This is a genomic window from Methylophaga sp., from assembly GCF_965655755.1.
Taxonomy (GTDB): Bacteria; Pseudomonadota; Gammaproteobacteria; order Nitrosococcales; family Methylophagaceae; genus Methylophaga.
This window is the reverse complement of record NZ_CBFHHW010000008.1, coordinates 64,325-78,669: the sequence shown is the minus strand read 5'-3', so window position 1 is coordinate 78,669 and position 14,345 is coordinate 64,325. Positions and strand designations below refer to the sequence as shown.

Annotated in this window: 12 protein-coding genes; 10 read left to right on the top strand and 2 right to left on the bottom strand. The window is 44.1% G+C overall.

Annotation, left to right across the window (positions count from 1 at the left end):
* The 5 genes from ACTF5U_RS04675 to ACTF5U_RS04655 all read left to right on the top strand — a co-directional run.
* Positions 1-503, top strand: a 503-nt coding sequence (locus ACTF5U_RS04675; protein ID WP_438970480.1) for a FixG Ig-like domain-containing protein, incomplete at its 5' end; no start/stop codon positions are given.
* 95 nt (positions 504-598) lie between these two features.
* Positions 599-1,645, top strand: a complete 1,047-nt coding sequence (locus ACTF5U_RS04670; protein WP_438970479.1) for an NADP(H)-dependent aldo-keto reductase — start codon at positions 599-601, stop codon at positions 1,643-1,645.
* A gap of 423 nt (positions 1,646-2,068) precedes the next feature.
* Positions 2,069-2,602, top strand: coding sequence for a YfiR family protein (locus ACTF5U_RS04665; RefSeq protein WP_438970478.1), 534 nt, complete (start codon positions 2,069-2,071; stop codon positions 2,600-2,602).
* Positions 2,599-4,902: an ATP-binding protein gene (locus ACTF5U_RS04660; RefSeq protein WP_438970477.1), complete on the top strand. Its 2,304-nt coding sequence runs from the start codon at positions 2,599-2,601 to the stop codon at positions 4,900-4,902. Before ACTF5U_RS04665 ends, ACTF5U_RS04660 begins: the two co-directional genes overlap by 4 nt.
* A complete protein-coding gene (locus ACTF5U_RS04655) occupies positions 4,902-6,998 on the top strand; it encodes a two-component system response regulator (protein ID WP_438970476.1) in 2,097 nt (698 codons plus the stop codon). Before ACTF5U_RS04660 ends, ACTF5U_RS04655 begins: the two co-directional genes overlap by 1 nt.
* Here the strand turns inward: ACTF5U_RS04655 and ACTF5U_RS04650 are convergent.
* Both ACTF5U_RS04650 and ACTF5U_RS04645 read right to left on the bottom strand, forming a co-directional pair.
* Complete coding sequence (locus tag ACTF5U_RS04650; protein WP_438970475.1) at positions 6,995-7,594, bottom strand: MarR family winged helix-turn-helix transcriptional regulator; 600 nt, start codon at positions 7,592-7,594, stop codon at positions 6,995-6,997. The two genes, ACTF5U_RS04655 and ACTF5U_RS04650, sit on opposite strands and share 4 nt — an antisense overlap.
* Entirely contained in the window at positions 7,587-8,021 is a 435-nt protein-coding gene (locus ACTF5U_RS04645) for a chemotaxis protein CheW (protein ID WP_438970474.1), read from the bottom strand. Before ACTF5U_RS04645 ends, ACTF5U_RS04650 begins: the two co-directional genes overlap by 8 nt.
* A 199-nt stretch (positions 8,022-8,220) precedes the next feature.
* Between ACTF5U_RS04645 and ectA the strand changes: the two genes are divergently transcribed.
* The 5 genes from ectA (at position 8,221) to ACTF5U_RS04620 (ending at position 14,246) form a co-directional block, all read left to right on the top strand.
* A complete protein-coding gene (gene ectA / locus ACTF5U_RS04640) occupies positions 8,221-8,727 on the top strand; it encodes a diaminobutyrate acetyltransferase (protein WP_438970473.1) in 507 nt (168 codons plus the stop codon).
* Between the two features lie 55 nt (positions 8,728-8,782).
* A complete protein-coding gene (ectB, locus tag ACTF5U_RS04635; protein WP_438970472.1) occupies positions 8,783-10,117 on the top strand; it encodes a diaminobutyrate--2-oxoglutarate transaminase in 1,335 nt (444 codons plus the stop codon).
* Positions 10,118-10,483: 366 nt separating this feature from the next.
* Positions 10,484-11,926, top strand: a complete 1,443-nt coding sequence (locus ACTF5U_RS04630) for an aspartate kinase (protein ID WP_438970471.1) — start codon at positions 10,484-10,486, stop codon at positions 11,924-11,926.
* A complete protein-coding gene (locus ACTF5U_RS04625) occupies positions 11,911-12,786 on the top strand; it encodes a TPR end-of-group domain-containing protein (RefSeq protein ID WP_438970470.1) in 876 nt (291 codons plus the stop codon). Before ACTF5U_RS04630 ends, ACTF5U_RS04625 begins: the two co-directional genes overlap by 16 nt.
* A gap of 41 nt (positions 12,787-12,827) precedes the next feature.
* On the top strand, positions 12,828-14,246 hold the full coding sequence (locus ACTF5U_RS04620; protein WP_438970469.1) for a sodium/proline symporter: 1,419 nt from the start codon (positions 12,828-12,830) through the stop codon (positions 14,244-14,246).
* Positions 14,247-14,345 lie beyond the last annotated feature (99 nt).

Sequence of the window (14,345 nt, the reverse complement as noted above, 5' to 3'; positions counted from 1 at the left end):
TGGACAAGACCGACCAGCCACGGGGATTGATACGTTATGCTTCCTATAAGGAACTGCATCACGACGCCAACGTCTTACCGATGTATAAACGTCCGCGCGTCATCATTTACAGTCTGATATTGTTAATGGCTTTGTCGGGAATTGTGTATGGTTTTGCGACCTTATCGCCGACGGAATTCAAAGTAATTCACGACCGTCAGCCGGTGTTTGTGAAACTCAGTGATGGTTCGATACAAAATAAATACACGCTGAAGCTGTTGAACAAAACCCAGCAGCCGATAGAAGTGCGTTATCGGGTGAGTGGGCTGGACGGGGCGACGCTGCATGGTATGGATGAAGAAGTCATCGTTGAACCGGGCAAGGTGATACCTGTGACGGCGTTGGTTCGGGTGTCTGCTGACGATTTGCAGGGCGGTTTAACGCCGATAGAGTTTAAGGCGGATGTATTAAACAATCCGGAGATTTCGGTTTCCTATGACAGTATGTTCATGGCCCCTAAGTAAAACAGGTTTGCCAGTTTAAAGACGTGCTTGTTATGTTGAGGGCCTTGCTTGTCTAGTTCAAGCAAGGCCTTTTTATTTAAAAAGCTGTGGAATTTATGCAATACAACACTCTGGGTAAAAGCGATTTAACTGTCAGCCGAATTTGCCTCGGTACTATGACCTATGGTGAACAGAATACGGAGCGTGAAGGACTTGAACAACTAGATTATGCGGTGTCTCAAGGCGTTAACTTTATTGATACCGCGGAGCTTTACGCCATCCCACCAAAAGCAGAGACCTATGGCGAAACTGAAAAAGTAGTAGGTAGCTGGTTGAAGCAACGTGGTCGACGCGATGATATTGTTCTGGCCAGTAAAATTGCTGGCCCCGGGCCCGACTGGGTTTCACATATCAGGAAAGGGCAAACACGCTTTGATGCCAGCACTATCAGTGCGGCATTAAATGGCAGTTTGGAGCGACTACAAACCGATTATTTAGATCTGTATCAATTGCATTGGCCCGAGCGTGAAACCAATTATTTTGGTCAGTTAGGATTTGAGGCGGAGGCGAGTGAAGAACAGCTTACACCAATACATGAAACTTTGGCGGCTCTGGAGGGAGAAGTTAAGGCGGGTAAGATTCGTTATATTGGTCTTTCCAATGAAACGCCTTGGGGCATTATGCAATTTTTGACGGTAGCAAAAACATACAAGCTGCCCACCATAGTCAGTGTCCAGAACCCGTACAGCCTCCTTAATCGCAGTTATGAAGTGGGCTGTGCCGAAATCAGTCATCGGGAGAATATTGGCTTGTTAGCCTATTCGCCACTGGGCTTTGGTGTGTTAACGGGTAAATACCTCAATAATGCTCAACCTGAAGGTGCACGCATCACACGTTGGCCACACTATAAACGCTACAGCAACCCACAAGCTGTTGCAGCCACTCAGGCATATGTTGATTTAGCCCGGAAACATGCTTTGGATCCGGCACAAATGGCCTTAGCCTTTGTGAATTCAAGGCCGTTTTTGGCAGCTAATATTATTGGTGCCACCAATATGAATCAACTGCAGAATAATATTGACAGTATCAATCTCGATTTAAGTCAGGAAGTCTTATCAGGCATAGCAGATATTCATCAGCTTTATCCAAATCCAGCTCCATGAAAAGCTTAGTTATCCAGATAGAAATGCCTGATTAAAAGTGTGAACTAACTGGCATTTTTTGTTTAAATCCTGTATCTCTTTACGACAGCAATCCGATTAAGGAAAAATCGGATTTGCTTCTGTCAAACAATGGAGAGACAGTATGCACATGCTAAGACGACGAAAAGTAGCAACAGCTCTACTGTTACTCCTTTTTCTTTCATGTGTTCAAGCGCGTACCAAAACAAACGAAGAACCCTTTGCTGTCAGTCTTCAAGCGTTATTGTATATTGAGCTCACTTCTGCCTCCGCTCACTCCGAATTACTATCAAACCTTGTCGTTATTATTCACTCTCATACTGCTGATGATATTCGTCGCAAAGTAGTGCGCTCGATTATTCACAAGGTTTATATAACCTGCTTTGGTCAAATGAAGGTTGGGTCATGGTCATGATGACGCGCTGCTTCATGTTTGCTTTCGGACTGTTTATTCTTATCAGTTTTCAGCATAGTGTCACATCGGCTGAAAAGTTGGATACTCGCTCAATGGTTGCGAAGTTGAGTTATAACTTTGCAAAATATGCAAGCTGGCCCGAGGCCATGACGAAGAAAAAAACGATTGATTTATGTTATTTCTCAGACAGATTAAAAAGCAGTTTTGGCACATTGAAGGGAAAGAAAATCGATAATAAACCGATTATTGTCAAACAGCTCTCAGGCATTGAGCAGAGTCATTCATGTCATTTGATCTTTATTGATAAAACCGAAGGGGATCTCACTCAACAGCTATTTATGTATCTTGCTGACAAACCGGTACTGACCGTCTCTGATATTGTCGATTTTGTTGATGAGGGTGGCATGATAGAAGTTGTTAGGAAGGAAAATAAATTTCATTTCAAAGTTAACCAACAACAATTGGATAAAGCTCAACTGAAAATGAGCTCGCAAGTATTAAAATTAGCAGTAGACGTTAAATGAAATGGACTAAGTCACTCAAATTCAGATTGGTCATGACCTTGATGTTGTTAGGTCTTCTGACAATCAGCATTATTTCTTTTGCCATTATTAGCAATCAACGTGAAGTCATAAGGTTTCATGCCCAAGATGATTTGAATGCCTTGGGTGATATTTTGGTAACCAATACATTGGCCGCATTACTGTTCAACGATCCTGTGGCTGCCAGGCAAACCTTAGCCTCACTTCGTGTCCGCCCTGGTATCAATCAAGCCGCAATTTATGACAGAGACGGAGAGATTTTTGCCCGATTTCAGCGTGACTCAGGCGCGGAAACACCCCAGACACGTCAAATCAGACAAGTTCAAGCGCAGCAGAAAACGATAATTAATGAAAATGAAAATGGATTAAATATTTTTATTCCAATGATTAGCCATGGGGAATTAGTTGGGCTGATGTACCTAAATGATGATATGGCCGATCTTCGCCATCAGTTACTTAATTTGTATAAAGTGGTTTCTCTGACAGCGGTGGTTGCTTTTACTATTAGTTTGGTAGCGATGTTATGGTTGGTAAGGCTATTCACGACACCGCTCAACCAATTAATGTCGACAATTGCTGACATCAATCGTAATAAAAACTATCAGCAACGTGCACCAGAAGCCAGTACCTATGAATTCAACCAACTCGCAAAGAGCTTCAATCACATGATAGATGAGGTGGAAACACGTGGTGTGCAACTTGAACGCATTAATGAGGAGCTGGAACAACGTGTCGAAGCCAGAACTGAGGCACTGGAATCGGCACTGGAAGTGGCCAATGAAGCGAATAAAGCAAAAGCAGAATTCTTGGCTGTAGTGAGTCATGAGGTTCGAACGCCTTTGAACGGCGTGATTGGCTTTGCTGAGTTATTAAAGTTATATAAGTTCGAAAAGGATGCGGCTGAAACTGTAGCAATGCTGGATGAATCTGCTCAGACATTACTTCAATTGCTTAACCAGATTCTGGATTTCTCTAAACTGGATGCGTCCAAAGTTGAATTGGAAGAGCAACATCTGGATATTCACTCTTTCATGAAGTCCGTGATTGAAACCAATCGTGCTAAAGCAGAGAGAAAAGGAATTGAAATATCCTTTAATCCTGAAGCGTGTCACGGTAGTTACCTTGCTGATCCGCTCCGATTACGACAAATTCTGAACAATTTGATTGATAATGCGATTAAGTTTACCGATGAAGGTGAGGTGTCTGTCATTGTGTCTGAAGCGAAATCCGCCGATGAAAACTGGTTGAATTTTGAGGTGAATGACAGCGGGGTTGGCATCAGTCAGGATAAGCTGAAATCAATCTTTACCCCTTTTGCACAAGCTGATAATTCCATCACCCGTCGTTATGGTGGTACAGGATTAGGTTTGGCAATCTGTGCCCGCCTGATTAATTTGATGGGCGGACACTACGGTGTAAACAGTGACAAAGAGAAAGGAACGCAATTTTGGTTTAAGGTTCCATTGCCTCATGCGGATATCCAAAAGACTGATAAGCAGAACGTATCTGATGATACTGTCAAAGCGAAAGGTGAAGGGAATCGAGTATTGCTCGTGGAAGATAACGAAGTTAATCAGAAGGTCGCTCTTGGAATGTTATCAAATATGGGGTTTAAGGTTGATATCGTTACTAATGGTCTGGATGCAGTCAGCCACAGCATAGATACTGAATATGATTTGATTTTGATGGATTACCACATGCCTCAGATGGGAGGACTTGATGCAACAAAACAGATTCGTGATTGTGGGGAAGCGGGTGCTAATTCATCTACGCCTATCATTGCTTTGACAGCGGATGTTCAGTCCAATGTGGTGAATAAGTTCAAGAGGGCAGGTGCAGATGACATGCTGGTGAAGCCGTTTACCCTTGCTCAATTGGATAGTTGCCTTAATAAATGGTTGAAAAAAGTGCCCCATAAAATGGCTGAACTGCCGGTTATTGATGAAGATGTCTTGGACGAAATCTCTGCCATGTCCGGCGAACAAAATCAGGTTTTAATGGCCAATATTGTCGAAGTCTACCTGCAGCGCAGTCCGTCACTTATCGAACAAATTAAGCAGAGTCTGACTGGCGATGATGCAGAACAATTATTTAAAGCCGCACATGCCTTGAAATCAAGTTCTGCCAACATCGGTGCGGCCAGAGTCAGTGAAATTGCTCACGAGATAGAAAAATTAGGCAGGAACAATCAGGTTGACCAGGCGTATCCGTACATCGAGCGGTTAGTGGAGAGTTATGAGCAAGCTCAGTTGATGCTCAAAGGACGATTCGGAGCGGCATAATGGAGGATGCAGTCAGAAAAGATGTGGTGCTGCTGGTCGATGATGATCCGGTGACTCGTATGCTGATGAAGCAGGCCTTAAGAGGTATAGAACTGCATCTTGTTGAGGCCGAGAGTGGTGAAGAGGCTATCTCTGCATTTAATCAGTATATGCCAGACATTATATTATTGGATGTATCGATGCCAGGCATGGACGGATTCGAATGTTGTCAACTTATACGAACCCTCCCCAAAGGTCAGGAATGTGCCATTGTCATGGTCACTGCGCTGGATGATGTGGAAGATGTCGAAAAAGCATTTGAGGTTGGCGCCACAGACTTTATGACCAAGCCGCTCAAGTGGCCACTATTTAATCATCGTGTTCGTTACATCCTCAAGGCAAATAGGACATTACAAGAACTGAGCTCAAATAAAAATAAGCTGGCGAAAGCCCAGTCAATTGCTCACCTGGTCTATTGGGAATGGGATTTTAAATCGGATCATGTTGATTGCTCCGATGATATGTTCGATATGCTGGGACTGCCGCGCGAGAACAAACTCACATTATTGCGATCCATACACCATATCCATCGTGATGACCGACGTCATTTTATGGATGCAGTCCGGGCAGCCATTAGCGAAAAACGCTCTTACGATATTGAATATCGAGTCATTCGTAGTGACGGACAAATCGTGTTCATTAATGAACGTTCGGATATCACTTTCGAATACGGCCAATGGCGTATAGTCGGCACATTGCATGACATCACATTGCGCAAACAATCAGAAAAGGAAATCACGTATTACGCATACTATGACACGCTGACTGACTTACCCAATCGGCGTCTGTTTATCGAGCAACTTGAAACGGCTATTGCCAATGCCAAAAGGCGCCGAAGTCATTTCACGCTGATGTTTTTGGATCTGGATCGCTTTAAATATGTCAACGACACCCATGGCCATCATGTGGGGGATGAATTGCTTTGCCAAGCTTCAGCCAGAATTAAACAATGTGTCCGCGAATCGGATGTGGTAGCTAAGATTGCTAAAGAAGCCGACAACCGTGTAGCCAGACTAGCCGGCGATGAATTTACTGTCATTCTGGATGGTGTTGATCGCGTTGACGAGATTGCTGAAATTGCCGAACGACTCAATCTTGTTTTTTCAGAACCTTTTATGATTAGCGATAAACCGCTATATGTGACAGTTAGTATCGGCATCACTGTGTTTCCAAATGATGGTCATAATGTTAAGACATTATTGCAGCATGCTGATGTGGCCATGTATCACGCCAAGGAGAGTGGTCGCAGCAATTATCAGTTCTTTTCAGAAAGCATGAATAACTATTTAATGCTGCGACTTGAAGTCGAGAACGATTTGCGTAATGCGTTAGACCAGGATCAGTTCGAACTTCATTATCAACCACAGTATGAGTCTGAATCAAAGTCGATTATTGGTTTTGAAGCTTTGTTGCGCTGGCGACATCCGGAAAAAGGCTTACTGTCACCGGATCAGTTTATTGATGTTGCTGAGTCAACGGGGCTCATTCTACCAATTGGTGATTGGGTTTTGAAAGAAGCCTGTAATCAAGTGCGTAGCTGGCAGGAAAGAGCAGGATGTGCGTTTCGAATCGCCGTAAATTTATCAGCTTTGCAGTTTAATCAGAGTTATTTGACGGATCGTGTCCGTAGTACTCTGGCGCAGAGCCAGTTACCGGCAGAAACACTTGAGCTTGAAATTACCGAAACCGCCATGCTTAAGGATATTGCAGAGACAATACCGTTACTCTTTGCATTGAAAAAAACGGGTGTCTTGTTGGCTATTGATGATTTCGGTACGGGCTACTCATCCTTGAGTTATTTGAAGAACTTTCCTATTGATACACTGAAAATTGATAAATCGTTTGTTGATGAAATTGTGTTTAACAGGAAGGACGCAGCGATCGCACAAACCATTATTCAACTGGCAGAAAACCTTGGTATAAAAACCGTGGGTGAGGGTGTTGAAACACATAAGCAGGCTCGATTACTATCAAGAATGGGCTGTGATGTGTTCCAGGGGTTTTATTTCAGTAAACCCTTACCCGCCAGTGGCATAGAACGTTTGCTAAAACTCTAGGTTTTCTTTTTCCCCACAACAAATGCATCAGGTTTCTCAATAATTGTGTCTTGTCTGTCGAGTACGCCTATATCCAGCACTGGTGATGCATCAATATGTTGGGCATCCATCATTTGTGCTACCCGTTTCAATGATGAAATGATCATGGTTTGTTCCCATTCCTGGAGCTCACCAAATTGACGGGTAAATTGTTCCTGTAATGGAATTGGCGCGTCTTTTAAGATTGCCATCGCCGCATCAGTCAGAAAAGCATGGACTTTGCGTTTGTCTGTGACAGAGCGTTGACGGTAAACCAAATCACGTTTTTCCAATCTATCTAGAATTGTGGTGACGGTGGCCTGACTTAGGCTGACATCCTGTGCCAGTTCCCCTATCGTAATCTGGCCCCTGTCTCTTAACGTCTGCAATAATAAAATTTGTGGTGCCGTCAATGTTGTTGTCTTTGCCAGGTATTTAGAGTGCAGATCGGTAGCTCTAATTACACGTCGCAGTGCAATCAGCACTTCTTCAATTTGGTTCAATAGCTGATCCTTTTGGGCGTCGTTGAGGTCCAGATCATAAACCGCGTCCAGATTCAAACCTATAGTTTTACTCATAATTTTCCAATTGCGTAACGCAACGATCAAAATCAGTCAGTATTAATAACTCTTTATTGTCATTAATCGTTGCCTTGATCGGACTGCAGTCTGCTTGTTGTTCCGTTGGTTGCATATCATCCTGATCTAAAAATCTAATTCTACTTACCTCATCAACGGTGATACCTACGGAGCCGGCAACCGTTTCTAAAATGACAATGTGTTCCGTCGGCGCATTGCTATTTAATCCCAGCAGATGCCTACAGGAGAGGATGGTGACAATTTCCCCTCTGACATTAAGCACACCTTCTATACACGCCAATGAGCCGGGCACAGGGACGGGTTCTATGTAACTAAGAATTTCTTTGACTTGCTGAACTGGATGAGCATAAATTTCATCCTCAACCGTAAAACAAAGCCACTCATTTGTGTGTAATTGTTCTGACATCAATATAACTTAGGATGATGGACTGAGACTGGACTTTATATTTATTTAGTGTACTATATATTTAGACGTCTAAACAAATCAAGCATTAAATTACTTAATTAATTGAAAATTAACGTTAATACGCATATTTACTGCATTTATTCGTCTACAATCCAAATTTAATTAATTAGACATATAAACAATAGAGCTATCATATAATATGAATCTTGCAAAAGCCGATGCTGCTCCGATTACCTTGCGGACACCTACAGCAGAAGATGGTGCAGCCGTGTATGAACTGATTGCCCAATGCCCGCCATTGGACACCAACTCAATGTATTGCAACTTACTCCAGAGTTGTCATTTCTCCGACACATCTGTAGCCGCTGAATTGGACGAAAACATCGTGGGTTTTATTTCTGGTTATGTTTTACCGAAAAAGCCTGACACGTTATTTATATGGCAGGTTGCAGTAGGTGAAAAAGCTCGCGGACAGGGACTTGCAGGCCGAATGCTTCGCGAAATACTTGAACGTCCAGCCTGCGAGAATGTCAAATTTATAGAAACGACCATCACCCCCGATAATCGGGCTTCATGGGCGTTATTTGAAAGTCTGGCAAACAAACTGGGTGCTGAATTGAATCACTCAGTCATGTTTGATCGCCAGCAACACTTTGCCGGCCAGCATGAGACGGAAATGCTGGTCAAAATCGGGCCATTTAAATAGTTTGTTCTCACACTGACTGGAACCGACAAAATAATTATCAGGAGACATCAATAACATGAAAATTTTTGAGGAAATCGAATCGGAAGTACGTTCATATGCGCGCTCATTTCCCCGTATCTTTAACCGTGCCAAGGATGAGCACGTTTACGATGAAGAGGGCAATGTCTATCTTGACTTCTTGGCTGGCGCCGGTTCGCTCAACTATGGTCATAACAACGAGCTGTTCAAAAAAGAATTGCTCAAATATATTGAAGATGATGGTATTACACAGGGCCTAGACCTTCACACTCGAGCCAAAGGTGAGTTTCTGGAAAGCTTTAATGAATACATTCTGAAACCACGCGATCTCGATTACATTGTTATGTTTACCGGTCCTACTGGAACCAACGCGGTAGAAGCTGCATTGAAAACGGCACGTAAATTTACCGGTCGTGAGAATGTAATCTCTTTCACTAACGGTTGGCATGGTCAAACACTGGGCTCACTGGCCGTTACTGGTAACGGTCACCACCGTGGTGGTGCAGGTGTTAGCCTGAGTGGTGCAACCCGCATGCCTTACGATGGTTATCTGGGTGATGAAGTGGATACCACTAATTACCTGGACAAGGTCCTGTCAGACTCAAGTAGTGGTGTTGATAAGCCCGCAGCTGTGATCGTTGAAACTGTTCAGGGTGAAGGTGGTATTAACGCCTGTTCCATGACTTGGCTTAAGAGTCTGTCAGAGGTTTGTAAAAAACATGACGTCCTACTGATTATTGACGATATACAGGCTGGTTGTGGACGTACCGGCACGTTTTTCAGTTTTGAAGAAGCCGGTATCTATCCGGATATTGTAACTGTATCGAAGTCACTGAGTGGTTACGGTCTACCATTTGCTATTCTGTTGATGAAACCGGAACTTGACCAGTGGAAACCAGGTGAACATAACGGTACTTTCCGTGGTAATAATCCTGCGTTTATTACGGCTAAGGCAGCGATCGATAATTACTGGAAAGATGACACCTTTGCCAAAGAAGTGCAGGCGAAAGGTGATTACATTGCTCAGCGTGTCGATAAAATTGTTGAAAAATACGGTGAAGGTAACTTCAACTCACATGGTCGCGGAATGTTCCGTGGTATCAACTGTGTAAGCGGCGATATCGCTGGAAAAATTACGCACAATGCCTTTACAAAAGGTTTGATTATCGAAACCAGTGGTACCGAAGACCATGTTGTGAAATTCCTGTGTCCTTTAACGATTACTCAGGAAAATCTGGAAAAAGGTATCAACATTCTGGAAGAATCGATCAAGGAAGTCTGTGATAAAGCTGGTGACATTCCGGAAGAAAAAGACTACTTCGAAGGCGACTATTCCGTCAGCGACGAAGTTGAAAAAATGGCGCGTCAATAACAGTTTGCTATATACAACCGGTAGTTTCTGACTGCCGGTTGTTTTTTGCAGCCCAGTTTTTTCAGCTCGAAAGAGAGAACTCATAATGCACGTAATACAACACAACCTGCATTCAACGAGTTTAAGCTGGTTTGTTACCCGTCATCACATGACACAGAACTGCATAATAAAGGCAGTTTATGAATTGGCAGTTGATTAGGATCAGCAACTGACTGAATTCGTTCTGTATCATACCTGTGTGATACGGGATATTGCCTTTAACAGGCATACGCAGCAGGGTCACAGCCCTGTCTCATCGACCACTCCTGGTCGAATTTGGTTGACTAACAGGAACAACCCACAAAAGGATATAACAGAGATATAACAATGAGTTTTCATACGGTAGAAAAAATCGGCGGCACATCAATGAGCGACTATGTTGCTGTCCGCGATAACATCATTCTGAAACCCGTTCATAACGACTCGATCTATAACCGCATATTTGTCGTATCTGCCTACGCAGGAATTACTGATATGTTGCTTGAGCATAAAAAGACTGGCCGTCCCGGCGTGTTTGGTCTTTTTGCCAGCGGTCACGAAGATGATAGCTGGAAAGATGCATTGCATGAGTTGAAACAGAAAATCTTTGATATCAATAAAACCTTCTACAAAAAGAAGGAAAATCTTGAACGTGCCAACAATTTTATTGGTGAGCGTTTGGATGATGCTGAGCGTTGTCTGGCAGACTTACAACGTCTTTGCCAGCATGGTCACTTTGAATTAGATATGCATCTGGAAACAGTCCGTGAAATGCTTGCCAGTATCGGTGAAGCGCATAGTGCCTGGAATACCACTCAGTTACTCAAACGCGATGGTATTAATGCCTGTTTTGTCGATCTTACCGGTTGGCAGACGGACAAACACTTACCGCTGGATGATCGTATCGAACATGCCTTTCGTGAGATCGAGCTTGATAAACAATTACCAATTTGCACAGGCTATGCGCACAGTGATGACGGTTTGATGTCAACGTTTGATCGTGGTTATAGCGAAATGACGTTTAGTCGTATTGCTGTCCTGACCAAAGCTAACGAAGCCATTATTCACAAAGAATTCCACTTGAGTAGCGCTGACCCTCGTCTGGTGGGTGAAGATAATGCTGTACCCATTGGACGTACTAACTATGATGTTGCTGATCAGTTGGCTAACTTGGGGATGGAGGCTATCCACCCTAAAGCGGCGAAAGGGATGCGCCGTAATGAAATTCCGTTGAGGGTTCGTAACACTTTTGAACCTGAACATGCGGGAACCTTGATCACCGGTGATTATGTCAGCACGGATCCTTGTGTTGAAATTATTGCTGGCTGCAAAGGAGTGTATGCATTTGAGCTATTTGATCAGGATATGGCCGGTAACATTGACGAATACGATCGTGAAATACTGGCGACAATCCGTCGTTTTAGGGCCCATATCGTCTCTAAAGACATCAATGCCAATACGATCACGCATTACCTCTCTACTAACCTTAAAACCATTAAGCGTATTCGCAATGCGCTGGAAAAACGCTTTGCCGATGCTGAAATCAATCAGCAGAAAGTGGCCATCGTATCGGCCATTGGCAGTGATATGAAAATACCAGGCTTATTGGCGAGAACTGTCGGAGCATTAGCTAAGCAAAATATTAGTGTTCTGGCTATGCACCAATCTATGCGCCAAGTCGACATGCAGTTCATCATTGATGAAAATGATTATGACGATGCAATAAAAAGTCTGCATAGTGTACTGGTAGAAATTCATGATCACGGTAAAGCCATATGCCTCGCTTCCTAGCATTTATTCTTATTACTTTGTTGCCTTTTCAGCTGTTTGCAGCTGAAGAGGCAAATGAAGCACAATTAACCCAACAACTCGAACAACTGCAGCAGCCCGTATATACACCCTTTATAGAGCGTTATGTTCTGGATGAGCTCAAGCAGCTTCGTACTGATATGGCAGCACAGCGTGCTGAGTTGATTCAGATGTCAGTCGACAGAGAGTATTCTGCGGTCGATAAAGCAGTAAGTTATGCCACTGATACAGTGACATACTTCTTTTACCTGATTGCTGCAGCATCATCGGTACTTGTTCTGGTTGGCTGGTCTTCAATTCGTGAAATCAAAGAGCGTGTACATACCCTTGCTGATCAGGAAATCAACAGCCTGATTAGTGAATATGAACAGCGGCTCAGAGCCATTGAACAACAATTGAGTCTTGAAACGCAGCAAATTGAAGAAAATCGCGAGAAGATTGAGCGTACTCAGGAAGCGCAGTCACTCTGGTTACGGGCAGCACAGGAAACAAATCCTGCCAGTAAGATCGCTGTTTATGACCAGATTATGACTCTACGGCCTTACGACACAGAAGCACTGACTTACAAGGCCGATGCTGTATTAGAACTGGACGAGCCACAATGGGCAGTCAACCTTTGTCATCAGGCGTTACAGTCTGATCCGGAAAATGGTCATGCTTTCTATCAACTCGCTTGTGCGCATACCGCGTTGCAACAATATGACGAGGCAGTACATTTTCTACAGCAGGCCATTAGTTATGGTGATGCTTATCGTGAGCAATGCAATAGTGATCCTGCGTTAGCCGCCCTAAAAAGTTATCCCGGGCTGGATGAGCTGCTTAAACCAAGCAGTGATATCTGAATATCATCTTCCAGTGCCGCGTCTCTAAAAAGGAATAAGAAATGGTCTGGAGTTTTCTTGGTTTTCTCGCCGTATTTGTCGCTATTGGTGTCGGGTCTGTGCTGCGAAGTCGCGGTACAAAAAAAGATTATTATCTCGCCAGTAGTGATATCCCTCCCAGCCTTGTAGGTCTCTCGGCCGTAGCCACTAATAACAGTGGTTATATGTTCATCGGGGTGATTGGTTATACCTATGCCACAGGATTGGCTGCAGTTTGGTTGATGGTCGCCTGGATTCTGGGTGACTTTCTTGCCTCTACGTTTGTTCACTCGCGGTTGCGTAGAGCCACTGAAGATACTGCCGAGGCGAGTTATGCCGGTGTAATCAGTAACTGGTTCGGTCAGAATGACATTGCACTGCAACGTCTTATTGCCTTAATTTCACTGGTTTTCTTGCTGGCTTATGCTGGCGCTCAGCTAGTTGCTGGTAGTAAAGCATTACAGGTTTTACTGGACTGGCCACATTATGCCGGCGCTTTAATGGGCGCTGTCATGGTGACGTTATACTGCTTTGCAGGTGGGATTCGCGCTTCAATATGGACGGATGCGGCCCAGTCAGTGGTCATGATTGTTGCCATGACCTTAATGCTGATAGTGGCCACAATGTCTCTGGGCGGCCTTGATGGCGCCGTAGCCCAGATGCGTGATGTTGAAGGCTTCCTTAATTTATTCCCTGATGATCTGATTGTACCCGGCTTAGCGGGGGGGGTAATGTTTGCTCTTGGGTGGATGTTTGCAGGTTTTTCGGTTATAGGCCAACCGCACGTGATGGTGCGTTTTATGGCGTTGAACGAGAGTGGTCGTATGCGTCGCGCACGTGTCTGGTATTACCTCTGGTTTATTGCTTTTTATTGCATGGCAACGGGGGTGGGCTTGTTGTCCCGCGTCTACCTTGGTGATCCATCGGCTTTTGATGCTGAGTTAGCTTTACCAACCATGGCGATGGAATTACTTCCTCCTGTTTTGGTGGGCATGGTCTTAGCCGGTATATTCGCTGCGACGATGTCTACCGCTGACTCATTGGTATTGAATTGTTCGGCAGCCGTTACGCATGATTTATTACCTCACGAAATTGAAAATACACTGGTGCTTAAACTAACAACAGTAGTCATCGTGTTTGTCGCATTGTTGTGGGCCTTGAGTAGTTCAGAGAGTGTTTTCAGTCTGGTTATCTTTGCCTGGTCAGGTTTGGCGAGTGCTTTCGCTCCACTGTTGATGGTGTTATGTCTTGGCTATAAACCGGGTCAGAAATTAAGCATTATCGCCATGTCGGCTGGTCTTGCCGTGGCGCTGGGCTGGCGTTTTGCAGGCTGGCATAACGCAGTCTATGAGGGGCTTCCGGGGATTATGACGGGCTTCGTCATATTAATGCTGACATTGTGGTGGCAACAAAAACAATCTAAGCCTGCTACGGCGAGATAAATTTACCCATGCAAGTAAAGATCGAGCAGTTTTTGCAACAGCTTGCTGGATTCTTATGGGGACTGCCATTGGTATTCCTGCTGGTGGGTGGCGGATTGT

What these genes read in the sequence shown, in the direction of transcription:
- ACTF5U_RS04665 (WP_438970478.1), top strand. Translation starts at nt 2,069, where the DNA reads ATGGTCATGATGACGCGCTGCTTCATGTTTGCTTTCGGACTGTTTATT.
- ectB (WP_438970472.1), top strand. Translation starts at nt 8,783, where the DNA reads ATGAAAATTTTTGAGGAAATCGAATCGGAAGTACGTTCATATGCGCGC.
- ectA (WP_438970473.1), top strand. Translation starts at nt 8,221, where the DNA reads ATGAATCTTGCAAAAGCCGATGCTGCTCCGATTACCTTGCGGACACCT.
- ACTF5U_RS04650 (WP_438970475.1), bottom strand. Translation starts at nt 7,594, where the DNA reads ATGAGTAAAACTATAGGTTTGAATCTGGACGCGGTTTATGATCTGGAC.
- ACTF5U_RS04630 (WP_438970471.1), top strand. Translation starts at nt 10,484, where the DNA reads ATGAGTTTTCATACGGTAGAAAAAATCGGCGGCACATCAATGAGCGAC.
- ACTF5U_RS04645 (WP_438970474.1), bottom strand. Translation starts at nt 8,021, where the DNA reads ATGTCAGAACAATTACACACAAATGAGTGGCTTTGTTTTACGGTTGAG.
- ACTF5U_RS04625 (WP_438970470.1), top strand. Translation starts at nt 11,911, where the DNA reads ATGCCTCGCTTCCTAGCATTTATTCTTATTACTTTGTTGCCTTTTCAG.
- ACTF5U_RS04620 (WP_438970469.1), top strand. Translation starts at nt 12,828, where the DNA reads ATGGTCTGGAGTTTTCTTGGTTTTCTCGCCGTATTTGTCGCTATTGGT.
- ACTF5U_RS04670 (WP_438970479.1), top strand. Translation starts at nt 599, where the DNA reads ATGCAATACAACACTCTGGGTAAAAGCGATTTAACTGTCAGCCGAATT.
- ACTF5U_RS04655 (WP_438970476.1), top strand. Translation starts at nt 4,902, where the DNA reads ATGGAGGATGCAGTCAGAAAAGATGTGGTGCTGCTGGTCGATGATGAT.
- ACTF5U_RS04660 (WP_438970477.1), top strand. Translation starts at nt 2,599, where the DNA reads ATGAAATGGACTAAGTCACTCAAATTCAGATTGGTCATGACCTTGATG.